The organism is Edaphosphingomonas laterariae (assembly GCF_900188165.1).
Lineage (GTDB): Bacteria > Pseudomonadota > Alphaproteobacteria > Sphingomonadales > Sphingomonadaceae > Sphingomonas_E > Sphingomonas_E laterariae.
In genome coordinates this window covers 55,105-78,505 of sequence record NZ_FZOS01000006.1, presented here as the reverse complement: position 1 = coordinate 78,505, position 23,401 = coordinate 55,105, and the positions used below count along the sequence as shown (strand labels likewise).

At 66.7% G+C, this 23,401-nt stretch carries 22 protein-coding genes; 5 read left to right on the top strand and 17 right to left on the bottom strand.

What is annotated here, in order from left to right; genetic code table 11:
- Positions 1–8 precede the first annotated feature (8 nt).
- Positions 9–4,193 carry a translocation/assembly module TamB domain-containing protein gene (locus tag CHB74_RS07535; RefSeq protein WP_089219018.1) on the top strand — a complete coding sequence of 1,395 codons (4,185 nt, stop codon included), beginning with the start codon at positions 9–11 and terminating at the stop codon, positions 4,191–4,193.
- Positions 4,194–4,197: 4 nt separating this feature from the next.
- Here CHB74_RS07535 and CHB74_RS07530 read toward each other — a convergent pair whose 3' ends face one another.
- Entirely contained in the window at positions 4,198–5,454 is a 1,257-nt protein-coding gene (locus tag CHB74_RS07530; RefSeq protein WP_089219017.1) for a multidrug effflux MFS transporter, read from the bottom strand.
- Between the two features lie 301 nt (positions 5,455–5,755).
- Here CHB74_RS07530 and CHB74_RS07520 point away from each other — a divergent pair, with 301 nt between their 5' ends.
- Both CHB74_RS07520 and CHB74_RS07515 read left to right on the top strand, forming a co-directional pair.
- The gene (locus CHB74_RS07520) at positions 5,756–7,000 is read left to right on the top strand and encodes a glycosyltransferase (RefSeq protein WP_089219015.1); all 1,245 of its coding nucleotides are present in this window, start codon (positions 5,756–5,758) and stop codon (positions 6,998–7,000) included.
- 32 nt (positions 7,001–7,032) lie between these two features.
- Positions 7,033–8,049, top strand: a complete 1,017-nt coding sequence (locus CHB74_RS07515) for a glycosyltransferase 61 family protein (RefSeq protein WP_179220752.1) — start codon at positions 7,033–7,035, stop codon at positions 8,047–8,049.
- Between the two features lie 27 nt (positions 8,050–8,076).
- On the opposite strand, the gene CHB74_RS07510 is transcribed toward CHB74_RS07515, so the two are convergent.
- The 4 genes from CHB74_RS07510 to CHB74_RS21585 form a co-directional block, all read right to left on the bottom strand.
- Positions 8,077–9,438, bottom strand: coding sequence for an oligosaccharide flippase family protein (locus CHB74_RS07510; RefSeq protein ID WP_089219013.1), 1,362 nt, complete (start codon positions 9,436–9,438; stop codon positions 8,077–8,079).
- A 57-nt stretch (positions 9,439–9,495) separates the two neighbouring features.
- Entirely contained in the window at positions 9,496–10,056 is a 561-nt protein-coding gene (grpE, locus tag CHB74_RS07505) for a nucleotide exchange factor GrpE (RefSeq protein WP_089219012.1), read from the bottom strand.
- Positions 10,053–11,093 carry a heat-inducible transcriptional repressor HrcA gene (hrcA, locus tag CHB74_RS07500; protein ID WP_089219011.1) on the bottom strand — a complete coding sequence of 347 codons (1,041 nt, stop codon included), beginning with the start codon at positions 11,091–11,093 and terminating at the stop codon, positions 10,053–10,055. Before hrcA ends, grpE begins: the two co-directional genes overlap by 4 nt.
- Before the next feature lie 92 nt (positions 11,094–11,185).
- The gene (locus tag CHB74_RS21585; RefSeq protein WP_144033747.1) at positions 11,186–11,425 is read right to left on the bottom strand and encodes a hypothetical protein; all 240 of its coding nucleotides are present in this window, start codon (positions 11,423–11,425) and stop codon (positions 11,186–11,188) included.
- Between the two features lie 55 nt (positions 11,426–11,480).
- On the opposite strand from CHB74_RS21585, the gene CHB74_RS07495 reads away from it, so the two are divergent.
- Both CHB74_RS07495 and CHB74_RS07490 read left to right on the top strand, forming a co-directional pair.
- Entirely contained in the window at positions 11,481–13,118 is a 1,638-nt protein-coding gene (locus CHB74_RS07495; protein WP_089219010.1) for an NAD(P)/FAD-dependent oxidoreductase, read from the top strand.
- Between the two features lie 81 nt (positions 13,119–13,199).
- Positions 13,200–13,880, top strand: coding sequence for a hypothetical protein (locus tag CHB74_RS07490; RefSeq protein WP_089219009.1), 681 nt, complete (start codon positions 13,200–13,202; stop codon positions 13,878–13,880).
- A 716-nt stretch (positions 13,881–14,596) separates the two neighbouring features.
- Here CHB74_RS07490 and CHB74_RS07485 read toward each other — a convergent pair.
- The 12 genes from CHB74_RS07485 to CHB74_RS07430 all read right to left on the bottom strand — a co-directional run bounded on the left by CHB74_RS07485 (position 14,597) and on the right by CHB74_RS07430 (position 23,227).
- Positions 14,597–15,292, bottom strand: a complete 696-nt coding sequence (locus CHB74_RS07485; RefSeq protein WP_089219008.1) for an ATP12 family chaperone protein — start codon at positions 15,290–15,292, stop codon at positions 14,597–14,599.
- The gene (locus tag CHB74_RS07480; protein WP_089219007.1) at positions 15,289–15,519 is read right to left on the bottom strand and encodes a hypothetical protein; all 231 of its coding nucleotides are present in this window, start codon (positions 15,517–15,519) and stop codon (positions 15,289–15,291) included. The genes CHB74_RS07485 and CHB74_RS07480 overlap by 4 nt, the downstream gene beginning before the upstream one ends.
- Positions 15,516–16,175, bottom strand: a complete 660-nt coding sequence (locus CHB74_RS07475) for an HAD-IA family hydrolase (RefSeq protein WP_089219006.1) — start codon at positions 16,173–16,175, stop codon at positions 15,516–15,518. Before CHB74_RS07475 ends, CHB74_RS07480 begins: the two co-directional genes overlap by 4 nt.
- The gene (locus CHB74_RS07470; protein ID WP_144033746.1) at positions 16,172–16,633 is read right to left on the bottom strand and encodes a hypothetical protein; all 462 of its coding nucleotides are present in this window, start codon (positions 16,631–16,633) and stop codon (positions 16,172–16,174) included. The genes CHB74_RS07475 and CHB74_RS07470 overlap by 4 nt, the downstream gene beginning before the upstream one ends.
- A gap of 38 nt (positions 16,634–16,671) precedes the next feature.
- On the bottom strand, positions 16,672–17,805 hold the full coding sequence (locus tag CHB74_RS07465; RefSeq protein ID WP_089219004.1) for an RluA family pseudouridine synthase: 1,134 nt from the start codon (positions 17,803–17,805) through the stop codon (positions 16,672–16,674).
- Positions 17,802–18,179 (bottom strand): fluoride efflux transporter CrcB, encoded by a 378-nt coding sequence (crcB, locus tag CHB74_RS07460; RefSeq protein ID WP_089219003.1) that lies wholly within the window; start codon positions 18,177–18,179, stop codon positions 17,802–17,804. The genes CHB74_RS07465 and crcB overlap by 4 nt, the downstream gene beginning before the upstream one ends.
- A gap of 46 nt (positions 18,180–18,225) precedes the next feature.
- Positions 18,226–18,633, bottom strand: coding sequence for a RidA family protein (locus CHB74_RS07455; protein ID WP_089219002.1), 408 nt, complete (start codon positions 18,631–18,633; stop codon positions 18,226–18,228).
- 157 nt (positions 18,634–18,790) lie between these two features.
- Positions 18,791–19,270: a VOC family protein gene (locus CHB74_RS07450; protein ID WP_179220750.1), complete on the bottom strand. Its 480-nt coding sequence runs from the start codon at positions 19,268–19,270 to the stop codon at positions 18,791–18,793.
- A gap of 93 nt (positions 19,271–19,363) precedes the next feature.
- Positions 19,364–20,731: an FAD/NAD(P)-dependent oxidoreductase gene (locus CHB74_RS07445; RefSeq protein ID WP_089219000.1), complete on the bottom strand. Its 1,368-nt coding sequence runs from the start codon at positions 20,729–20,731 to the stop codon at positions 19,364–19,366.
- Complete coding sequence (locus CHB74_RS07440) at positions 20,724–20,999, bottom strand: (2Fe-2S)-binding protein (RefSeq protein WP_218821400.1); 276 nt, start codon at positions 20,997–20,999, stop codon at positions 20,724–20,726. The genes CHB74_RS07445 and CHB74_RS07440 overlap by 8 nt, the downstream gene beginning before the upstream one ends.
- Positions 21,000–21,004: 5 nt before the next feature.
- Entirely contained in the window at positions 21,005–22,234 is a 1,230-nt protein-coding gene (locus tag CHB74_RS07435; RefSeq protein WP_089218998.1) for an NAD(P)/FAD-dependent oxidoreductase, read from the bottom strand.
- Positions 22,235–22,303: 69 nt separating this feature from the next.
- Positions 22,304–23,227, bottom strand: a complete 924-nt coding sequence (locus CHB74_RS07430) for a dihydrodipicolinate synthase family protein (protein ID WP_245842724.1) — start codon at positions 23,225–23,227, stop codon at positions 22,304–22,306.
- Positions 23,228–23,401: the final 174 nt, after the last annotated feature.

Below are 23,401 nucleotides of genomic sequence, written 5' to 3'. Positions count from 1 at the left end.
GCTCCGGGATGATCCCTGAGGGCGAAACGCCACCCCCCGCGTCCTCACCCGGCCGGCGCAAATCCCGCCTGTGGGCGCCCGTGCGCTGGCTGCTTTGGGCGCTGGCCGGCCTGATCGCGCTGGCGGGGGCGGCGTTGCTGGCGATCGATACCGATCCCGGCCATCGTTTCCTGGCCGATCGCGTGGCGCAATTGTCGCCTTCATCGGGTCTCAAGATCCGCATCGGCCGGATCGACGGCTCGCTCTGGGGGCGCACCAAGCTGCGCGACCTGCGGCTCTACGATCCGCGCGGCCTGTTCCTCGAGGTGCCCGAACTCGATCTCGATTGGCGGCCCAGCGCGTGGCTCGCCAACCGGCTCCATATCGATCGGCTGGCGACCGATATCGCCATCCTGCACCGCCTGCCCAAATTCCATCCCGGCAAGAAGCCGGGCGGGCCGATCCTGCCGGGCTTCGACATTCATGTCGGCGATCTCGATATCCAGACGATCCGTATCGAACCCGGCGTTTCCGGCCAGCGCCGCGTCGGCCGGATCAAGGGCAAGGCGGATATCCGCAACGGGCGAGCATTGGTCGATCTTGCCGCGTCCACCGATGCCGGCGATCGCTTCACCCTGCTGCTCGATGCCGAACCCGATCGCGATCGCTTCGATCTCGATGCCAATCTCCATTCGCCGAAGGGCGGTGTCGTCGGCAAGGTTGCCGGCACCGAACGGCCGATCGGTCTCGTCGTGCGCGGCGACGGGACGTGGAAGACGTGGAAGGGCGTGGCCAAGCTCGATATCGGTGCATTCCACGTCGTCGATCTCGCGCTTGGGGTGCGGGAGGGGAATTATTCGCTGTCCGGCACGCTGGCGCCGTCGCCGCTGCTGAAGGGCAAGCTCCAGCGCCTCACCGCGCCGCGCATCCTTGTCACCGGTGAGGCCAAGCTCGCCGATCGCCGGCTCGATTCCACGCTGTCGTTGCGCTCCCCGGCGCTCACCATCGATTTAGCCGGTGTGCTCGATCTTGCCGAAAGCGGCTTCGATGGCGTTCAGGTCAATGCCCGGCTGCTGAAGCCGCCGGCGATGTTCCCGAACATGACGGGCAACAACATCCGCCTCAAGGTGCTGCTCAACGGCCCGTTCAAGACGGCGGGCTTCGATTATGCGCTGACGGCCGATCGCGCCGCGTTCGACAATACCGGGTTCGAAGTCGTCCGCGCGCAGGGACGCGGCAAGCTTTCCGATCCGCCGGTCAAGTTGCCCGTGCGGCTCACCGCGCGGCGGGTGACGGGCGTCGGCGACGTCGCGGGCGGCATCCTGGCCAATCTGTCGGTCGATGGCGTGCTCGACGTCACGGCGCGCGATGTGCGCGGCAATGGGCTGCGCCTGTCGTCGGACAAGCTGAAGGGCAAGCTGGCCCTGTTCCTCAACCTCGTCACCGGCCAATATGATGTCGGCATTTCGGGCGGGCTGACGCGCTATCTGATCCCGGGGATCGGCCTTGTCGACGTGACCAGCGATCTCAAGGCGGTGCCCGGCCCCGGCGGGCGCGGCACGATCGTGCAGGGCACCGGGCGCGGCTGGGTGCGTCGGTTCGACAATGCCTTCTTCGCCTCGCTCGCGGGTGGATTGCCGCAGATCGAGACGGGTCTCGTGCGCGGGCCGGATGGAATCCTGCTGTTCCGCAACCTGCGCCTGCGCGGGCCGACGATCACGATTACCGGCAACGGCCTGCGCCGTCGCGACGGCACTTTCTATTTCGAAGGGGCGGGCAGCCAGGGCGAATATGGCCCGTTCACGATGACGCTGGATGGCGATATCAGCCGTCCCCGCATCGATCTCGCGCTCGCACGGCCGATGGATGCGCTGGGGTTGAGCAAGGTGATGCTCCACCTCGATCCCAACCCGCAGGGCTTCGCCTATCGCGCCAATGGCGGATCGCGGCTCGGGCCGTTCATCAGCAACGGGCAGATCCTGCTGCCGGCGGGCAGCCCGGCGACGATCGGCGTGGCGGCGCTCGACGTCGCCAACACGCGGGCAAGCGGCGCCTTGCAAGCGCAGACTGGCGGCTTCCTTGGCCGGCTTGGGCTGAAGGGCGGCGGGCTGGATGGCGAACTGATCTTCCGTCCGGTGCTGGGCGAACAGGAAATCGAGGCGCATGTCGCCCTCTTGCGCGCGGCCTTCCCCGGCCCGCCGGAAATCCGCGTGGCGCGCGGGCGGATCGACGGGTCGTTGCGGCTCGATCCCGATGGCATGTCGATCACCGGGCGCGCCAGCGGGCTCGGCGTCCGTTATGGCAATGTCGCGATCGGGCGGGTCCGTGCCGAGGCGGAACTGGCGGGCGGCGCCGGCAAGGTGACGGCGATGGTCGCCGGCAATCGCGGGCGCGCTTTCGCGGTCAATGCGGATGCCGATATCGCGCCGGGCCGCGTCACGCTCAGCGGGCAGGGCACGCTCGACGGGCGGCCATTGCGGCTCGTCACCCCGGCGCAGCTGACGCAGGTGGATGATGGCTGGCAGCTCGCCACTACCCGCCTCCAGTTCAATGGCGGCAACGCCACGCTGGCGGGGCGCTATACGTCGACCGCCCTGTCGGTGGATGCCGGCGTCGATCGCATGCCGCTCACCGTGCTCGATATCGTCGTGCCGCGCCTCGCGCTCGGCGGGCAGGCGAGCGGCAAGATCAGCTATCAATCGGTGGAAGGCAGCGCGCCAACGGGCCGGGCGGACATCAAGGTGCGTGGGCTCACCCGTTCGGGCCTCGTCCTGTCCTCAACCCCGGTCGACATGGGGCTCGCCGCCGTGCTCAGCGGCGATCGCGCGGTGGCGCGGGCGGTGGTGGCGACGGGCGGCAAGACGCTCGGCCGCGCCCAGGCCCGCCTTGCCCCGCTGGGTGAGGGCGATATCGCCACGCGGCTGATGAACGCCCCGCTATTCGCCCAGCTACGCTATGACGGCCCGGCCGATACCTTGTGGCGGCTCACCGGCGTCGGCACGATCGACGTGTCCGGCCCCGTCGCCATCGGCGCGGACGTCACCGGGCGGCTGGCCGATCCGCAGATTCGCGGCTCGCTGCGGACCAGCGATGCCCGCATCGAAAGCGCGGTCAGCGGCACGATCATCACCAACGTCAAGGCCGCCGGCCGCTTCGGCGGATCGCGGCTGGTGATCGACAGTTTCAGCGGCCAGACGCGCGATGACGGCGCGGTCACCGGGCGCGGCAGCGTCGATTTCGCGCTCGACAGCGGTTTTGCGATGGATCTCGCGGCCGAAGCGCGCAGCGCGGTGCTGATCAATCGCGACGATATCGGCGCCACGGTCACCGGGCCGATCCGGATCACGGCGGCGCGTGGCAGCGGGCTGATCGCGGGCGATGTCACGCTCGATCGCGGGCGTTTCCGCCTCGGCCGCGCCGCCGCCGCCGAAATCCCGCGCCTCAAGGTGACGGAAATCAATCGCCCGGCCGATGAAGGCGATGTCGAAGCGCCGCCGATGCCATGGGGGCTCGACCTCAAGGCCAAGGCGCGCAACCGCCTGACGGTGACGGGGCTGGGCCTCGATTCCGAATGGCGGGCCGATCTCGCCATCAAGGGCACGATCGACAATCCGGCGATCAGCGGCCGGGCCGATCTGGTGCGCGGCGGTTATGAATTTGCCGGCCGCCGCTTCGATCTCGAACGCGGCTCCATCCGCTTCCTTGGCGAAACCCCGCCCGATCCAGTGCTCGATATCGTGGCGGAAGCGGACATGCAGGATCTGAACGCGACGATCCGGGTGTCGGGCACCGCTTATCGGCCCGAAATCAAGTTCGTCAGCATTCCCGCGCTGCCGGAGGATGAATTGTTGTCGCGGATGCTGTTCGGTACGTCGATCACCAACCTGTCTGCGCCCGAAGCGGTGCAGCTGGCCGCCGCCGTCGCCTCGCTGCAGGGCGGCGGCACCGGCCTCAACCCGATCAACGCCGTCCGCCAGGCGGCGGGGCTCGATCGCCTGCGCATCCTGCCGGCGGATACGACGACGGGGCAGGGCACCTCGATCGCGGCGGGCAAATATATCACCCGCAAGACCTATGTGGAGCTGGTGACCGACGGTCAGGGCTATTCGGCGACGCGGATCGAGTTTCAGATCACGCGCTGGCTATCGCTCCTGTCCAGCATCTCCACGATCGGGCGCACGAGCGCCAACGTCCGCGTCTCGAAGGATTATTGATCGGTCAGGAAACGGTTTCGTTGGCGACCGGATGGCCACGGAACAGCTTGCCGCGTTCCGTGACCGCGACGATGGCAAGCGACACGAGGCCGAGCACCAGATAACCCGCCGCCATCGGCAGGGTCGTGCCGTCATAATGCTGGCCGATCAGGATGCCGAGCGCGGCGCCGCCCACCGTCGATGTGAAACCCTGGATCGACGATGCCGTGCCCGCGATATGGCCCACCGGCTCCATCGCCATCGACCCGAAATTGGATCCCGCCAGGCCGAAGCAGCCCATCGTCGCCGCCTGCAGCAGCGCGAAGGTCAGCAGCGTTTCATGCCCGCTCGCCGCGACGGCGACATGCACGGCCGAACAGAGGATGAAGCCGACCAGCGCGGTGTGCGACACCAGCCGCGTGCCCAGCCGTTCCACGATGCGCGAATTGAGATAGGATGCGACGCCCATCGACGCGGCGATCCCGGCGAAGATCAACGGGAACAGATCGACCTCGTGGAAGATGTCGCTGAAGATCTGCTGGACGGAGGTGATGAAACCCATCAGCGCGCCGAACAACATGGTCGATGCCAGCGTGTAGCCCCGCGAATAACGGTTGCCGATCACCACCTTGGCCGCGCTGCTGATCTTCGCGATCGAAATCGGGCGGCGGTCTTCGGGATGCAGCGTTTCGGGCAGGCGCAGAGCCGCCCAGCCGACCAGCACGATGCCGAACAGCGCCAGGAACAGGAAGATGCCCTGCCAGGGCGCGAACAGCAGGATGAACTGGCCGATCGTCGGCGCCAGGATCGGCACGGCGAGGAACACGATGAACGACAGCGACATCACCCGCGCCATCTGCCGGCCCGAATAACGGTCGCGGACGATCGATATGGCCAGCACGCGCGATGCCGCCGCACATACGCCCTGCAGCACACGCGCGGCGATGATCGACTGGAAGTCCCAGGCGAAGGCCGCCAGCACGCTGGTCGCGGCGAACAGCATCATGCTGATCAGCAGGATCGGCTTGCGGCCGAAGCGATCGGCCAGCGGGCCATAGATCAGCTGCGTCGATCCGAAACCGAACACATAGGCCGCGATGATCCACTGGCGCTGATTGTCGTTGCCGATGTCGAGCGCGTCGCCGATCGCGGGCAGCGCGGGCAGCATCGAATCGATGCCCAGCGCGTTGATCGCCATCAACATGGCCACGAGCCCCACGAATTCGCGGAAACCCATGCGGAACGAAGGCGCGCCGCCGCGTTCGCCGGTGGCTTGGGACATGGTTCGACCTCGGTTTCGGGCGTCCCCGAAAAATGCCGGGGGCGAGGCGCCGGCGCAGGGATGGCGCGGCGCCGATCCGCCCCTACAGCCGGATTATCCCTTGCATGTCAAGAAATCGGGCGATGCGCCGATCGGCTGCGTGCCGGGATCGGCCGTGGGATCGCTGGGGCCGGCTGCCGCAGTGTAGCGACAATCTTTTTGCCTTCGCTTCAGGGGTTGGATAGTTTTTCGCGTCAATGGCCGGGCGAAATTCGCGGCGCTGGCTGGCCCATCGCGGCCGGCCGATGATGGAACGGAATGGATGCGCGCCGAAAGGGTAGGTGAAGTGGATGGTTCGCCCGGCTGGCGCGGTGGCGCCGGGCCACGCGTTGTCATCGTCCCCAGCGTTTTCGCGGCGCCCGGAGACGGTGGCATATTCCTCGATGACAAGGCGATCAGTGGCCTTGCCACATGGCATCGGGACTGGCCTGGGCCGGTGCGGGCGATCTTCCGCCGGGGCCCGCAGGCCACGATTTCCTTCGGGCGCCTCTATGATCCGCAGGCGCTGGGTTTCGAAATCGCGCTGGCCGATGCCGAGGCGCCGATTCCCGATGCGCTGATCGCCGATGCCGACATCATCCTCGCCGGCGGCGACGATATTCGCGATTTTCCGATGCTCGCCCAGGCCAGGCGGCTCGGCGTCGCGATCGTCTACATCATCGAAAACCTGCTGCGCACGCGCCTCCAGATCAACGCGTCGGCGAATATCGGCGCGTGGCAGACGTTGAAGAGCGCGGTGTGGGCGGCTGGCATGGAACTGCGTCGCCGGCGCATCTTCCGTGGGGCGGATGGCCTGCAGGCGAACGGCACGCCTGCCGCCGATCTCTATGGCCGGATCAACCCGCAGACCCTGTGTTTCTTCGACACGCGGTTGCCCGTGTCGATGATGGCGGACGATGCGGCGATGGCAACGCGGGCCGATCGGCTGCGCGGCGGCAGACCGCTCAGGCTCGCCTTTACCGGCCGGCTCGAAGCACTGAAAGGCGCCGATCATCTCGTGCCCGTCGCCCGCGAACTCGCGGCGCGCGGTATTGCCTTCCATCTCGATATCTTCGGTACGGGCAGCCAGTCCGATGCGATCGGCCGCGCGATCGGCGAAGCGGGGCTGGGCGATCGGGTGACGCTGCATGGCGGCGTCGATTTCGAAACGCGATTGATGCCCTATCTGCGTGAACAGGTGGATCTGTTCGTCTGCTGCCACCGCCAATCCGATCCATCCTGCACCTATCTCGAAACCTTTGGCTGCGGCGTGCCGATGGTGGCGTATGAAAATCTGGCGTTCGACGGCATCGTCCGGCTGGCGCCCGTCGGCTGGAGCGTGCGGCGGGACGATCCGGCCGCGATGGCGGACCGCATCGCCACGCTGGATCGCGATCGCGAGGCGCTGTGCGCCGCCGCCATCGCCGCCCGTCGTTTCGCCGGCCAGCACGACATGTCCGCCACCTTCGCGGCCCGGCAACAGCATTTGCTCGGGCTTCTCGACCATGCCGGCAGGTGCGCGGCATGACACTGTCCTTTCGGCCTTTCAGCGGGAGGCTATTGAGCCGGCTCCCGGGCGTCCGTCGGGACATATTGGGTGACGCGGTCGAACAGATCACGCTCGCCCCTGCGCTCGAACGCGACGCGCCACCGGCCTATTGCCTGCCTGGCGATCTCGATCGCGTCGTCAAGGTGCAGGAAGAAACGAACTGGGATTATGAACTTTTCCGCCTGAAGGCCGGCCCGTGCCCGCATGGTGCCACGGTCGCCTACCGGATCCCCGATGTGGTGATGGCGCATGGCGCGCTGTTCAGCCGGCGCGGTTATTTGGCGCTGCGCAAATATGATGGCCCCCATGTGCTGACCGGCCCGATCGAGGAGATCGGGGAGGCGATGCTGTGCACCAGTTCGGTGGCGGAACGCTATTTCGGCCACTGGTTGCGGGATGGTCTGCTCTATGAAGAACTGGCCGCAACGCGCGGCTGGTCGCCGATCGTAACCCGGCGCAAGCCCTGGCTGCACGAACCGGGCTATCGCGCACTGTTGGGCAGGGAAGCGCGCGCCGTTGAACGCGCTCGCATCGGCCAGCTCTGGCTGGTCGATGATCGCGGGCTCAACCAGAGCTGGGCCGAACGGCTGGCGGCGCTGCGATCGCGCCTGCGCGCCCAGGCCCGCCCGGGCGGGCCGAAGCGGGTATTCCTTACGCGCGGCGTCACCGGCTCGCCCCGTCATCTTGCCAATGAGGCGCAGATCGCCGCACTGCTGGCGGCGCGGGGCTTTGCGATCCTCAACCCCGAAAAGGAAAAGGTCGCCGACATTGTCGACATGCTGGCCAATGCGGAAATGACGGTTTTCGTGGAAGGCTCGGCCCACAATCATGTGCTGATGGCGGCTCCGCAGGGCAGCGTTGCACTCGCCATCCAGCCGCCGGATCGCTTCAATGCACACTTCAAGCCCTTTGCCGATGCGGCGGGCATAGGCTGGGGCTATGTCGTCGCCGATCCGGTCGAACAGGGTTTCACGCTACCCCCGGAACGCCTGTTCCAGCTGATCGAACAGGTCGAACAAGCGCGCTGAGCCGCGCCGCGCGTGTTCGAAACCGCCTTAATGGATGAACAGCAGGCCCACGGCCGTCACGCCTTCGCCCAATAGCGCGCCGAGCAGGGCAGCGGCCAGCAACAGCAGCTCTTCCTTCACATTCAGCAGGCCGTTGCGGCCGAGCGCGAACCAGTAATAAAGCTGCGCCGCCACCTCGACCGTGCCCACCGCTGCGATCAGGCCGATCGGGCCGAAGCCGAGATAGCCGAGCGTGCCGCCGCCGATCAGCCAGCACAAGCGCACGATATTGCTGGCCATCGTTGTCCACATCCGTCCGGCCGCGATCAGCACGGCGTTGGCGGCTTGCGTGTTGAGCGCGGGGATCGCGCCGATGGCGAGCAGTTGCAGATAGACGGACGCGCCGCGATAGCGCGGATCGTAGAGCAGCTCGATCGCCAGCGGCGCCGAAGTCACCAACCCGCCCGCCGCCAGCGCGAACAGCGCGCTGATCCGCCGCCGCCAGCTGTAGAAGCGCTCGCGCAAGGCTGCCGGCTCCTCGCGCGCGATGCGGGCATAAGCGGGAAAGAGGACGCGGTTGGCATAAGGCGCGGCAAAGGCCAGCGGGCCTTGCGCCAGCGTCACCGCGATCATGTAGAGGCCGAAAAGATCGAGCGGCAGGAACCGCGACAGGGCGATCTTGTCGCTCTGCGAGATGATCATCGTCAGGATGCTCGATCCCGTGATGTAGCGGGCAAAGCGCCACAGTTCGGCCGCCCGCGCGCGGCTGAAATGCCAGTGCCGGCGCGATCCCGAAAACATCGCATAGCTCAGCACGATCTTCACGACGTTGCCGAGCAGCGTGGCATAGATGATCGCCCAGTAGCTGCGCAGGAAATAGGCGATGAAGATGGTCAGCGCGGTCTGGATGACGGCGGCCGAGATGTCGAACAGGCTGATCCGGCCGACCTGTCCGTTGCGGATCGAGGTCGCCGTTGCCATCGACGTGATCCCTTCCAGCAGGAAGCTCATGCCGAACACGGCCAGGGCCGGGGCGAGATCGGGTTCGCCGATATAAGCGGAAATCGGCCAGGCGAGCACCGCCAGCAACACCGCCAGCCCGGCGGATCGCATCAGCCGCAGCGTCCAGATCTCATCGAGGAAGCGTTTGTCGGTGCCCTCTGCGCTGCGGATCACATAGGCCGCGAAGCCGAGGTCGGAAATCATCCCGAAAATGATCGTGATCGATGTCAGGATGCCGACGACGCCGAATACCTCGACGTCCAGCATGCGCGTCAGCACCATGCTGCTGACGATGCGGATGATGTTGAGGATGACGACGGTGCCGGCGACCAGCGTCGCCGGTGCCTTGGCCTTGGCGGCGATCATCCGCCAGCGCGAAGCCGCGGGTGCGATGGCGGCTTCGTTCATCCGCGCCCGCCGGGGGCCGTCGTCGTCATCATCACGCGGTCCCCGGCGGTCGGGCGATCAGGCCTGGGTGTCGACGCTGTGGCCGGCCGGGGCCTTCGCCACGCCCACCATCGCGGGGCGCAGCAGCCGATCCTTCAGCATGTAGCCGGTCTGCATTTCATGGACGATCGTGCCGGGTGCCGCTTCGCCATGCTCCATTTCCATGATCGCCTGATGGCGATTGGGATCGAGCGCTTCGCCCATCGCCGGGATCTTGCTGATGCCGTTGCGCTGGAACACGGTTTCCAGTTCGCGCGCGGTCATCTCGATGCCGGTGATGAACGGCTTCAGCTTTTCGTCGGACGCAGCCTCGGGCGGCACGGCGGCCAGCGCGCGGGCCATATTGTCCGCCACCGAAAGCATGTCGCGGGCAAAGCCGGTCGCGGCATAGGCGATGGCGTCGGCCTTCTCCTTCTCCAGCCGGCGGCGCACATTCTGCGTTTCGGCCTGGGCGTAGAGCAGGTCGGTCTTGAGCTTCTCCAGATCCGCCTCAAGATTGGCGAGCGGATTCTTCGCGGCCTCCTCGGCGCTCTCCGGCGCGGAGGCGTCGGGGGTCTCGGGGGTCGTCTGTTCGGTCATGCCATCAATCTCGTCAAAGTCTGTGCGGTGAAATCCACCATGGGAACGACACGCGCATAGTTCAACCGGGTCGGCCCGATCACTCCGACCACGCCGACCACGCGGCCGTCGCCGCCGCGATAGGGGGCCGCTATCACGGATGAGCCGGAAAGCGAGAATAGTTTGTTCTCCGATCCGATGAAGATCTTCATCCCCTGGCCGGATCGGGCGCTGTCGAGCAGGCGGGCGATCTCCTCCTTGCTCTCCAGTTCGTCGAGCAACTGGCGCACGCGTTCAAGGTCGGCCGCCGCCGCCGGGTCGATCAGATTGGCCTGGCCGCGCACGATCAGCACCGGGCGCGACGCGCCGTCTTCCGACCAGACGGCAAGGCCGCGCGCGATCAGATCGGCGGCGGCATTGTCCAGCGCGGCGCGGCCATGGCCGATTTCGCCGCGCAGCTTTTCCTCGGCCTCCCGCAGCGTCAGCCCCGAAAGCTGGCTGCTGATATAATTGCTGGCATCGGTCAGCAGGTGGGCGGGGGTGCCCTGCGGCAGATCGACGACGCGATTTTCCACCGTGCCGTCCGCGCCGACCAGCACGGCCAGCGCCTGATCGCGGGACAGCGGCACGAAGCCGAACTGGCGCACCACCGGCTCACGCGGGGGGACGAGCACGATACCCGCGCAGGATGACAGGCCGGATAGCACCGCGCTTGCCGCCGTCAGCGCATCTTCCACCGGCCCGCCGGTGATCCGCGCCTCGATCGCGGCGCGTTCATGGGCGGATGGCTCGGCCGCCTGCATCATCCCGTCGACGAACAGGCGCAGGCCGATTTCGGTGGGCATTCGCCCGGCCGATGTGTGCGGTGCAGCAAGAAGGCCCAGCTCCTCCAGATCCTGCATCACGTTGCGGATCGAGGCGGGCGAAAGATTGAGGCCGGAAAGGCGCGAAATGGTGCGCGATCCCACTGGCGCGCCGGTGCCGATATAGCTTTCGACGACGACACGAAAAATGTCGCGTGCCCGGTCGGATAGCTCGCTGATCGGCGGGGTCGTCATCGCGACCGGAATGTAGGCAGAGAAAGACGCTTGCGAAAGAGGCAATCCCCGCTCCGGCGGCAGGCCGGGCGGGGAGTGCCATCAGGTGCGGATCAGAAGGTAACGATCACGCCCACCGCGAGTACCTGCGAGGCGATCGCCAGCGCCAGGCTGGTCGCCGTTTCGAACATACGCATGGAATATCCTCCATCGCGCCGGCGGAATAGCCGGCGTGGCGCGTGCCGGCCCCCACTCGGGCACTGCACTTTTGTGCGCTGCACAATGAATAGTCTACCGATCTGGTAGAAGTCGATTAAAAAATGCAACCGCACGATTGCATAAAATGCAATCATTGCTCTCGGCCGTGGCGGATGGTGCTCGCAGGCGGTCGGGGGTAAAGGCGCGGTCATGTTGCGCATCACCGAACTGAAGCTTCCGCTCGATCATCCGGCCGAAGCCCTGCCTGCCGCCATCGCGGCGCGGCTGGGGCTGGACCCGGCCGAAATCCTGTCCTGGACGGTGGCGCGGCGCGGCAATGATGCGCGGCGCAAATCGGCGATCCAGCTGGTCTATTCGATCGACGTCGCGGTTGCGGATGAGGCCGCGTTGCTCGCCCGCTTCGCCACCGACAGCCACGTAAACCGCGCGCCCGAAACCGAATATCGCTTCGTTGCCCAGGCACCCGCCGATTATGCCGGGCCGCGCCCGGTGGTGATCGGGGCGGGGCCCTGCGGCCTGCTCGCCGGCCTGATCCTCGCCCAGATGGGCTTCCGGCCGATCATCGTCGATCGCGGCAAGGTCGTTCGCGAACGCACAAAGGATACCTGGGGCCTGTGGCGCCGCTCGGAGCTCAACCCCGAATCGAACGTCCAGTTCGGCGAAGGCGGGGCGGGCACCTTTTCCGATGGCAAGCTCTACAGCCGGGTCAAGGATCCACGCCATCTCGGCCGCAAGGTGCTCACCGAATTCGTCAAGGCGGGTGCACCGCCGGAAATCCTGACGGACGCGCATCCGCATATCGGCACCTTCCGGCTGGTCACGATGGTCGAAAGCATCCGCGAGACGATTCAGGAGCTTGGCGGCGAATATCGCTTCGAACATCGGGTCGATGATCTCGATATCGAAACGTCGGCCGATGGCAGCCGCCACGTGCGCGGCCTCCATTTCCACAATGGCACCTATCTCGTCGCCGATCATGTCGTGATGGCGGTGCGCCACAGCGCGCGCGACACCTTCCACATGCTCCACGATCGCGGCGTCCATATCGAGGCGAAGCCGTTTGCGATCGGCGTGCGGATCGAACATCCCCAGTCGTGGATCGACAGGGCCCGCTATGGCGATTGCGCCAAACATCCCGATCTCGGCGCCGCCGCCTACAGCATCTCGCACCAGGCGACGAACGGGCGGACGGTCTACAGCTTCTGCATGTGCCCGGGCGGCCGCGTCGTCGCCGCCACGTCGGAAGAAGGCCGCGTCGTCACCAACGGGATGAGCCAATATTCGCGCGCGGAATTCAACGCCAATTCGGGGCTCGTCGTCACGATCGACCCGGAACGCGATTATCCCGGCCACCCGCTCGCCGGCATCGAGTTCCAGCGCCACTGGGAATCGCTGGCCTATGTCGCGGGCGGATCGAGCTATGCCGCGCCGGGGCAGAAGGTGGGCGATTTCCTTGCCGGCCGCCCGTCGACCGAGCTTGGCGCGGTCACGCCATCCTACAAGCCGGGCGTCCACCTCACCGATCTGTCGCAATGCCTGCCGCCCTACGCGATCGAGGCTCTGCGTGAGGCGCTGCCGATCTTCGGCCGCCAGATCGCCAATTATGATCATCCCGATGCGGTGATGACGGGGGTGGAAACGCGAACCTCCTCGCCGATCCGCATCACGCGCGGGCCGGACGGGCAGAGCCTCAACCTCGCCGGTCTCTACCCGGCGGGCGAGGGGGCCGGCTATGCGGGCGGCATCCTGTCCGCCGCGATCGACGGCATCAAGGTGGCCGAAGCCGTCGCGCTGGCGCTTGCCGGGGGCTGGCAATCCGCCGCCTGATCCTCGCGCGTCATTTGGGGCTTGCCGCCGGCTTGCGCTGATGTTTCAACGGCATCGTCAGCCAGTCAGGCGGGGGCGCCCATGGACTTTCTGAAGCTCGTCCGGTCACTCGAAGAATTGCTCTACGAGGTGATGACCTGGCTGATCTTCTATCCCCGTACCTTTTCGCGCACCGTCCGCCACCCGGTCCGGCTGGCGCATTATACCCAATCCGAAATGGGTGAGCCGTTCGACGAACAGTTCACCGATATGCTCAGCCCGCCCTTGTTCCTGATGCTCTCGTTGCTGCTCGCGCACGGGCTGGAACTGCTGCTCCACACCCAGATCGATCAGGGCGTGTCGGATGTCGGCAAGGCGATTGTCGGGTCGGAACAGAATCTGCTGATCTTCCGCTCGCTCGTGTTCAGCCTCTTTCCGCTGATGATGGCGCAGGGGCTGCTCCATCGCCAGCACCAGCGCGTCGACCGCAAGAGCCTGCGCCGCCCCTTCTTCCTGCAATGCTATTATGCCGGCCCCTATGCGATCATCATTTCGATGTCGTCGGTGCTGGCGCGGTTGCACGGCACCGGCTGGCAGGTGGTGGGCCTCGCCGTCTCGGCGATCGCGACGGTCTGGTATATCGCCATCGAAACCCACTGGTTCCACACGCAGTTGGCGATCAGCCGACTCCGTGCGCTCGGCATCGCGCTCAAACTCTATTTCGGCGCCCTGCTGCTCGGCGGCGTGATCGGCCTGCTGCTGCTCGGCCCGGCTGCCGGCTAGGTCGTGATCGCAGCCTTTGGGCCAGGCGAAACCTGCCGATCAGGACTTCCCCGGTGTTTGGTTTGGGTGGGTAGCGGACCTGCGGCTTTCTAGCGAAAAAGATATCAAACGCGGATGCTCGCATAACCGACAGCAATCAGCTTCGCTTAGCAGGGGCCGTGCCAATATAGGTCATAGTTTAACTCTGACCAACATTCGGGAAGCCATCCAAGGTTTCGTTTGTCCGGAGCGAAGCCGTATCCCCAGCCGCCATCGAAAAATGGTTTCGTGCCGATGTGCACCGACCCATGGAAAACAGTAACAGAATAAGGCTCCAATTCGGCGATCGTAGGTGGCCATTGATCTTCCGGAATACTGGCGGGATCGTCATGGGGTCCGATCGGGTGAGCGGCCATCAAATGCTTGGATTCCAAAGCTATCGCCTTCAATCTTGCCTGATTATGGATAGGGTGCGGGAATGCGCTATATATACCGAGCGCTACTAAAATAATGATCGGCACCCCGATCCGCAGGCATCCGATCGATTGGTTTTTTCTCGGAGCCTCCATGGATTTAACTTACACTTGCATTGAATGTCTGCAAGTCGATACCCGAGGATTGTTGTCCAGTGACGTAGTTCGGTCGTGAGCGGTCGAAGTCAGCGGTGCCAAATCTTGAGGGGCGACGACTTTCCGTGAAGCAAGTGACCCGCCGCCATGGCTATCCGACGCGCTGCCCTAACCCGCCGCCAGCGCCGCGAAGCGGGCTGCTGCGGTGAAATCCTGCCGGCGCCGTTCGCGGGCCTCTGCGGCCAGATAATCCTCGCCCCATTGCTCGGCCTGCCACAGCTCGTCGAGATGGGTGGTGGCGAAGGCGGCTTCGGCGTCGATCGCGCCTTCCAGCACGGCGAGGGCGGCGACCAGCGATCCGCTGATCGTGGTCAGCGGCGACAGCGCGGCCAGCGCAAAGGGATCGCGCACCGCCACGGCATCGGCCAGCCGGGCCACTGTCGCTTCGGGCTGCGCCTTGTGGATGATCCCGGTCGCGATCTCGAAATGCACGTCATAGCGGGTGCGTGCCCAGTCGAGCAGCGCGTCCCACTGTTCGGCCTGCCGCGCCACCAGATCCTCGGGCTCGTCGGCGCGATAGCAGGTGAGGTCGGTCTCGGCATAGACGGCGATATCTTTGGCAAAGCGCGCGGGGTCCGGCGCCACCCGGTCGATCGCGGCATTGGCCAGCCCCGTCATCGGCATGGATCGCGGGTCGATCGTCTCGCCCTGCGCGTCCCATTCGGCCGCCACGGCTTCGGCCAGCGCGGCGTTGGGCAGCATCAGCGCATTGCGCGCGGGCGTTTTCACAGGCCGGCCATCGAGCGTGATGCCCCAGCCGTCCGGCCCGGCCACGGTGGCGACCTGCTTGTAGAAACGCTTCATTCCGGCGGGGTCCTCCACTTGCGCGCAAAGATTTGCGGCAGCAGCAGCGATTCGATGAAGCCGATGGCGAACAGCGGCACGCCGACGACCGGCCAGCCGCCATCGCGCAGGATATTGCCGTTCCAGATCCACAGGCCGAGCAGCATCAGCAGCACGCCCGAGGCGCGCATCGCCGAAAGCATGGCGTAACGCGTCCGCGCCAGCCGATCGCGGTCTTCGGGGGTCATCGCATCTCCTTGAGCATCTCGATCAGCTCCTGCGGGTGCCGCGCCACGCGATCCGCGCCCTCGGCATGAAGCTCGGCCGCGTCATGATAGCCCCAGGCCACGCCGATCGCGGTGGCGCCCACGGCCTTGGCCATCGCGATGTCATAGCGCGTATCGCCGATCATCACCGTGGTTGCGGGGGCGGCGCCGGCATCGGCCATCGCCTGGATCAGCATCGACGGGTGGGGCTTGCTGGGGTGCCGGTCCGCCGTTTGCAGCGTGACGAAGCGATCGGCGATAGCGTGGTGGGCGAGGCACAGGTTGAGGCCCCGATCCGACTTGCCGGTCGCCACGCCGAGCAGCCAGCCATCGGCGTCCAACGCGGCGATCGTTTCCGCTATGCCGTCGAACAGCGGTTCGGATACCAGCCCGCGCCCGCGCAGCGCGTGGAAGCAGCTCTTATAATCCTGCGCCATCGCCTGATGCAGTGCGGCATCGCCCAGCGGATGCAGTTCGCGCACCGCTTCCACCAGGCTCAGGCCCACGATCCGCCGCACCGCCTCGCGATCCGGCACCGCCAGCCCGGCGCGGGTGAAGGTTTCCTCCATCGCGTCGCAGATATTGGCCTGGCTATCGACCAGCGTCCCATCGCAATCGAAAACGGCGAGGTGGTTCATGGCTGGTCTCCCGGGAAGCCGCCCGCAGGCGCGACGCCCCGCGCAAAACGGCAGGCTGGGTCGGCCGGCTGTGCTTCCACGATGATGCGTCGAAGCTGGCCATTTTCATCGCCATGATAAACCGGGCGAATGATGTCGGGCGGGATGCAGGGCAACGAAACCGCGAGTGTGTCACGATCGCGCCAAGCGATGCCGATGTCGAAAGCGTAGGGAGATTCGTAGACGAGAACAGCCCGTCCCTTGCCGCCCGCGCTGGCCTTGATCGTCACCATCCTTTCGATGTCGAATGCTTGGTCTGAGGTGACGATCTGAGCGATATATTTGCCGTCCGGCGACAATTTTCTCATCGAAACATCATTTTGGTAAAGGCCGAGGCGGCTACCAAGTATACCGACTGCAACCGCCACAAGGCCGATCAAAGCAAGGACGGCCCACGTCGCCCGGCCGATGAATTTCACCGCGGAAAGCGCTGCGCCTTTTGCCCTGCCGCTTGCTGTCACTTCCGTCCCCGGCCGCGCCGTTCGCCTTTGCGTTCCTTGCGGCGGGCCTTGGCGGCGGCGTTGGTCGCGCGGCGCTTGCCTTCGGCGGTTTCGCTGAACTTGGGTTCGTCCAGCGGCAGCCGATCGCCGTCGGCGGGGTCGAAGCCCAGCGTTTCCAGGCTTTCGGCGAAGTGCGACGGCAGCTCGGCACGGACGTCGATCTGCCCGCCTTCGGGGTGGTCGACGCGCAGGCGGCGGGCATGGAGGTGCATCTTGCGGCTGATGCCGCCGGTCAGAAAGGCTTCCTGGCCGCCATATTTGCCGTCGCCGACGATCGGGTGGCCGATCGCCGCCATGTGGACGCGCAGCTGGTGGGTGCGGCCGGTATAGGGCTGCAGCTCCACCCAGGCGGCGCGGTTGCCGGCGCGCTCGATCACGCGATAGCGGGTGCGCGCGGGCGAACCTTCCTTCTCGTCGACATGCATCTTCTCGCCGCCGGTGCCGGGCTGCTTGGCGATCGGCAGTTCGATCATGCCATCGTCGATCGAAGGCACGCCGGTGATCAGTGCCCAATAGACCTTGCGCGCCGTGCGGCTGCTGAACGCCTTGGCGAAATGGCCGGCGGCATTGGCCGACCGCGCGACCAGCAGCACGCCCGACGTATCCTTGTCGAGCCGGTGGACCAGCTTGGGCCGTCCGTCCGCCTCGAACTGCACGGCGTCGAGCATTCCGTCGACATGGCGTTCGGTCTTGGTGCCGCCCTGCGTGGCGAGGCCGGGGGGCTTGTTGAGCACGATCGCCGCCCTGTCGCGGTGGATCACCATCGCCTGGGCGAATTCCGTATCCTCGGGCGAAAGCGGCGGGCGGGCCTTTTTCGGGCGCGGCGCGGCGGCGGCCGGTGCGCTTTCGGCCGGGGGAACGCGGATGATCTGCCCCGCCTCGATCCGGTCGCCCGGCGCGATGCGCTTGCCGTCGACGCGCAACTGCCCGGTGCGCGCCCAGCGCGACACGGTGTTGAAGCTCGCATCGGGCAGGTGCCGCTTGAACCAGCGGTCGAGCCGGATGCCGTGATCGTCGTCGGCGACGGTGAACTGGCGCACATTGTCCGCCGCTTTGTCCACTGACTTGTCTCCGCTCGTGCTTCCGCTCATGCCAGCGCCCTCCCGATGAACAGGCCGATGATGCACAGCACCACCGAACCGGCGACCGACGATACGGCATAAGCGGCGGCCATCACATGCCCGCCGGCCTGCAGCATCCCCACGGTTTCCAGGCTGAAGGCCGAAAAGGTGGTGAAACCGCCCAGCACGCCGGCGCCCAGCAGCAGGCGCAGCGGCGCCGTGCCCACCGGATCGCCGGAAAGCGCGCCGACCAATATGCCCATCAGCAACCCGCCGACGAGGTTGATGATCCAGGTTCCCCAGGGGAAACCCGAACCCATGATCTGAAGGGCAAAGCGCGATATTTGATAACGCAGGCCGGCACCGATGGCGCCGCCCAGCATGACAAGGAGAAGCGGAGGCATGGCGCCGCTCTACCGTGCGCGGCCGTGGGTGAACAGCCCTCTTGGCTCAGCCCGGCAGCGCCGCCGTCGCCTCGATCTCGATCAGGAAATCGGGCAGCGCCAGCGCGGCCACGCCGATGAAGGTGTTGGGGGCGGGGGTCGCCCCGGCATAGAAGGCACCGATTTCGGGCAGCACCACGCCCAGCTTGTCGGGGCTGTGGTTCACCACATAGGTGCGCAGCCGCACGATATTGGCTGGCGTCGCGCCGGCGGCGGCCAGCACGGCGTTCAGATTGGCCAGCGCCTGCCGCGTCTGCGCGGCCAGATCGCCACCGCCGACGACGTTGCAATCCTTGTCCCACGCCACCTGGCCCGCCAGGTGCAGCGTCCGGCCGCCTTCCTGCACGGATGCGTGGGAAAATCCGTAGCCGACGGCATCATAAAGGCCTTCGGGGTTGATCTTGCTGTTGGGCATGTCTGCAGTCCTCAAAGGTTTAACTCACCCGTTCGTGTTGAGCCGCATCGAGCGAAGCCGAGATGCGTCGGTCGAGACACGTCGGTCGAGACGCGGGCCCAAAAGTTGCGCCCACGGTTCCCGACGTGGCTCGAACCAAACGGAGGAGGGGGTAAAATCAGTCGACAATCTCAAGCTGGTGCCCGAACGGATCGAGCACATAGACATTCTTCTTCCCCGCCATCGGCCCTTCGGTGATGTGGATGATTTCCGATGCCTTGCAGCTATGCGCCTCCAGCCAGACGATCGCCTTGTCGACATCGTCCACCTTCAGGCCGAGATGGTGGCCGCCGCGATCGCAGTTGCGCGGCACATCCTGCCGGCGGTCGGCGGGCTTGTCATATTGGACGAGCTGGAAGTTCATATTGTCGGTCAGCTTCAGCATGACGAGCGTCAGCTTCGCGCCGGCAACGCCGACATGCGCTTCCATCCAGTCGCGCCCATCCGCCTCGCGCGGCATCTCGGCGGCGTCGAGCGGGCCGAGCCGGAACAGCTCCTCCGCGCCCAGCACGCCGCAATAGAAAGCGAGCGCCGCGTCCAGATCGGGCACCGTCCAGCTGATATGGTCGACGGCAAGGATTCTGGGCTTTTCGGGCATGGGGCTCTCCATTGGGAATGGCGCGAGTGTGTCGGGCACGATCCTGTCAGGCAACGCAACGCATCGGCAAAGATCGTTGCTGCGGAAGCAACGTCAATCCGCCAGATCGCCGATCGCGACCGGCCGGGCGGGAAAGCGCTGGGTGAAGCCGGTATCGTCGGTTCGTCCTGCCGTTGCCATTCGGCGTAGCAGCGTCGGCTCGCAATTGCGGCCCTGGCACGCGCCCATGCCGCAGCGGGTGGCGAGCTTCACGGCATTGGCCGATCCGCCGGTCGCGATCGCCTGATCGATCGTGGCGAAATCGACATCCTCGCAGCGGCAGGCCAGCGTGTCGGGGGTGGGGGCGGGAAGGTAGCCCGTCGGATCGGCCACCGCATCGAGCATCCGGGCAAAGCCCAGCAACCGCGCATGGCGCCGCCGGGCCGGGCCGGCGCGGTGCTGGGCCTCGCTCGCATCGATCAGCCCCAGGCTGTGCGCGATGCCGATGCCCGCCATTTCGCCCGCGGCCATTGCCGCCGGTGCGCCGGCGACGCCGGTGGTCTCGCCCGCCACGAACAGGCCGGGCACGCTCGATTGGCCCCAGCCGTCCGCCACCGTCGCCCAGCCACCCGCCGGGCCGGCCGTCTGCACGCGGGCACCCGCCATGCGCGGCAGCGTGGATTGCGGGACGAAGCCGTAGCACAGGCCGATCGCATTGCAGGCGATGTCGCCGGCAGCGGTCCGTGCCCCTTCCACCTGGCTATTGCCGATCGCCGCCGTCAGCGCGGTATCGAAGCGCACGGCGACGCCGGCGCCGGCCAGCACCTTCATCGCCGATGCCGCCGCCGCCAGATTGCCGGCATGGGCGGCGGCGGCCGTCGCATGGCGCAGCGCGTTCGCGATCATCGTCTGGCGCGGCTGGGCGAACAGCACGCCCGCCAGCGTGCCGCCCGCCGCCACGATCTGTGCGCCGATCAGCAGCATCAGGGGATGGGTGCCGGCAAGCAGCACGCGTTCGCCCGGCACGATCTGCTGGCTCTTGATGAAGGCCTGGATGCCGCCCGCCGCATAGACGCCGGGCAAGGTCCAGCCGGGCAGCGGCACGGCCAGATCCTGGCAACCCGCGGCCACCAGCACGCGCCGCGCGACCAGCCGGCGCAACCCGTCCTGCCCGCTTGCCTGCACGACAAGCCCGTCCGCTTCGCGCACCAACCCGATGGCGGAATGGCCACCCAGCCAGCTTATGCCCTCCAGCGCCTCGAACCGGGCCAGTTGCGCCTTCAGCCCGTCATAGCTGCGGCCGGGCAGCCAGTTGGATACGGCAAAGGGTGCGGGCGGCTGGCGCAGGATCTGCCCGCCCGGCCGGGGCGGTTCGTCGATCACCGCAATGGCAAGGCCGTGGCCGGCCAGCGCCAGCGCCAGCGCCGCGGCCTGCCCCGCCGGGCCGCCGCCGATGATCACGACGTCGAACGTGTCAGCCACGGGTCGCGATCTCCATCCCGTCGACCGCCTCGGTCAGGCAGGCGCGCACCCGTCGCCCGCTCGCCACGATCGTCACGAGGCATTCGCTGCACGTGCCCATGTTGCAGTAAAGCCCGCGCGGCTTTCCCCCGGTATCGGCGCGGAAGACCTGCCGCCCCGCCGCCAGCATCGCGGTCGCCACGGTTTCGCCGGCAAAAGCGGGCAGCGCCTCGCCATCGACGATGATGGTGATCGCATTGCCGCGCGTCACATCTGCTTCGATCCGCATCCCCATCACCCCATGAAGCTGTTGAGATGTTCGAACCGCGCGGGCGAAAGCAGGTCCAGTTCCGCCACCCGCTCGCCGCCCATTGCGCGCGCCAGCAGCCGGGCGAAGGTCGGGCCCAGCGTGAAGGCCGATCCGCCCCCCGCCACGAACAGGCCGGGCATGCGCGGCACTTCGCCCACGATCGGCAACTGATCGGCGCTGATCGCGGTCACACCGGTCCAGCTGCGGATCAGGTTCAGCCGTTCCACCATCGGCACCGTATCGATCGCCGCGCGCAGATTGCCCGCCAGCGAGGCTTGGATAATGCTCGCCTTGGCGCCGAGGTCGAACCCGCCATCGGCCTTTTGCGCCAGCCGCGACGGCCAGCCGCCGCCGATCAGGATATTGCCGGCATAAGCCTGCTTCATCGAAAGCCGGCGGCCGACATGCTGGATCAACTGGGGCAGGACCGGCGCGGTCCGCTCGGTCGCGTTCATCAGCAGCGCCACCGGATAAAGCGGCATGTGCAGGTTGGCGAGCGCCGCGACATGCGCGGTCCACGCACCGCAGGCGATCAGCACCCGGTCGGCGCGGAAGGCGGCGTCGGCCGTGCCGACATGGAACGCGCCCGCCTCGCGACGGATCGCCTGCACCGCCGTTCGCGTGCGAATGTCGGCGCCCTCGGCGCGGGCAGCGGCGGCAAAGGCGGGCGTCACCGCGCGGGGATCGGCATGGCCTTCGTCCGGCAGGTGGCAGGCGGCCAGGATTTGCGGGGCAAGGCAGGGCGCGACGGCGCGGGCCTGATCGCCGTCGATCAGCCGGCTCGCCAGTCCTTCGGCGCTTTCGCGGCGGACCTTGGCTTCCAGCATCGCCACCTGTTCGGGGGTTTCGGCCACCATCAGGCCTCCGGCCATGCTGACGTGCAGGTCGGCGCCCAGTTCGGCTTCCAGCCCGCGCCAGTCGGTGATCGCCAGCCGGTTGAGCGCAACGATCCGCGCCGCCTGTTCGGCCAGCGCCTCGCCATTTTCGATAAAGCGCCGTTCGATCTGGAAATGCAGCGATCCGGCATTCTGGCCGGATGCGCCCGCATTGATGTCGCCCGCCTCCAGCAGCGTGACCTGCGCGCCGGCGCGGGCGAGCCGCCATGCGGTCGCGCAGCCGATCAGCCCGCCACCGATTACCAGCACGTCACTCTTGTGCGTCACGCCGTCGGGTTCCCGTTCACCATCGCTGCCCCGGCGAAGGCCAGGATCCATTGCCACGTTCGCCCGATACCTAGCCGCAGCGGCAATGGATGCTGAAACAGTTTCGGCACGGTCGCCGGATCAGATGCGTCCCAGCCCGACCAGCGTCTCGCGGATGCTGTCCGCATCGGCGGCGGAAACGTCGCGCAGCGGCGGGCGGACATGGCCGCCGGGCAACCCTTGCGCGTTCAGCGCGGCCTTCAGGATCGCGGGGCCCGAACCGAAACGGCCCACCAGATCCTGCGTGTACCATTGGTCCAGCACCACCCGGTCCTTGGCGCCGCATGCCCGCGCGGCATCGATCTCGCCTTTCCACAGATGGTTGTAGAAATCGGGATGAACGCTGCCGAGCACCGCGCCCGCGCCCATCGTGCCGTCGCCGCCGCGCGCTTCCAGCAGTGCCAGCCCATGTTCGTCCATCGAATGGCCGAATACGCGCACCTTGTCCTTCAGGGCGAAGAAGGTGCTGACGAAACGGCGCAGATCGCCGGTCGATTGCTTGATCGCGACGACATTCTCGATGTCGGCAATGCGCTCCAGCAACTCCAGCGGCATGTCGATGCCGGTGCCCGGCGGCCAGTTATAGACGCAGATCGGCAGGCGCGATCCCCGGGATACGTCCTCGTAAAAGCCGACGATCTCGTCGGCGTTCGGCCGGAAATAAGGCGGCGGCGTCACCAGGATGCCGTCGAATCGGGCGTCTGCCGCTACCTCGGCGAATTCCAGCACTTCGCGCGCGGTAAACGCGGTGCAGCCGGCCAGCAGCGGCAGCTTGCCACCCATCTGGTCGCCCACGGCGCGGAACAGCTGCTTGCGCTCGGCGCCGGAAAGGCTGGGCCATTCGCCGGTGGTGCCGGCGATCACCAGCCCGTGCATGCCTTCGCCGTGCAGCCATTCCAGCAACCGGCCCAACCCGTTCAGGTCGAGCGCATGGTTCGCATCGAACGGCGTCGTGATGGCAGGAATATAGCCGCGCCAGTCAACGCGGGATCGCTTGGTCGTCAAAACGCGAACACCCCCTGAAAGCATGTCCGAAGGGCTGGTCCGCCCATCGGTCACACCGTGTTGCGACGAAGCCTGTTTGGCGGCAAGGGCAACGAATGGCGAATATCATTGCGCTTCCCGCAAACATGACGCAGCATGCGATTCATAGAGAGCCATGAAGGCCGGTCAGAAACA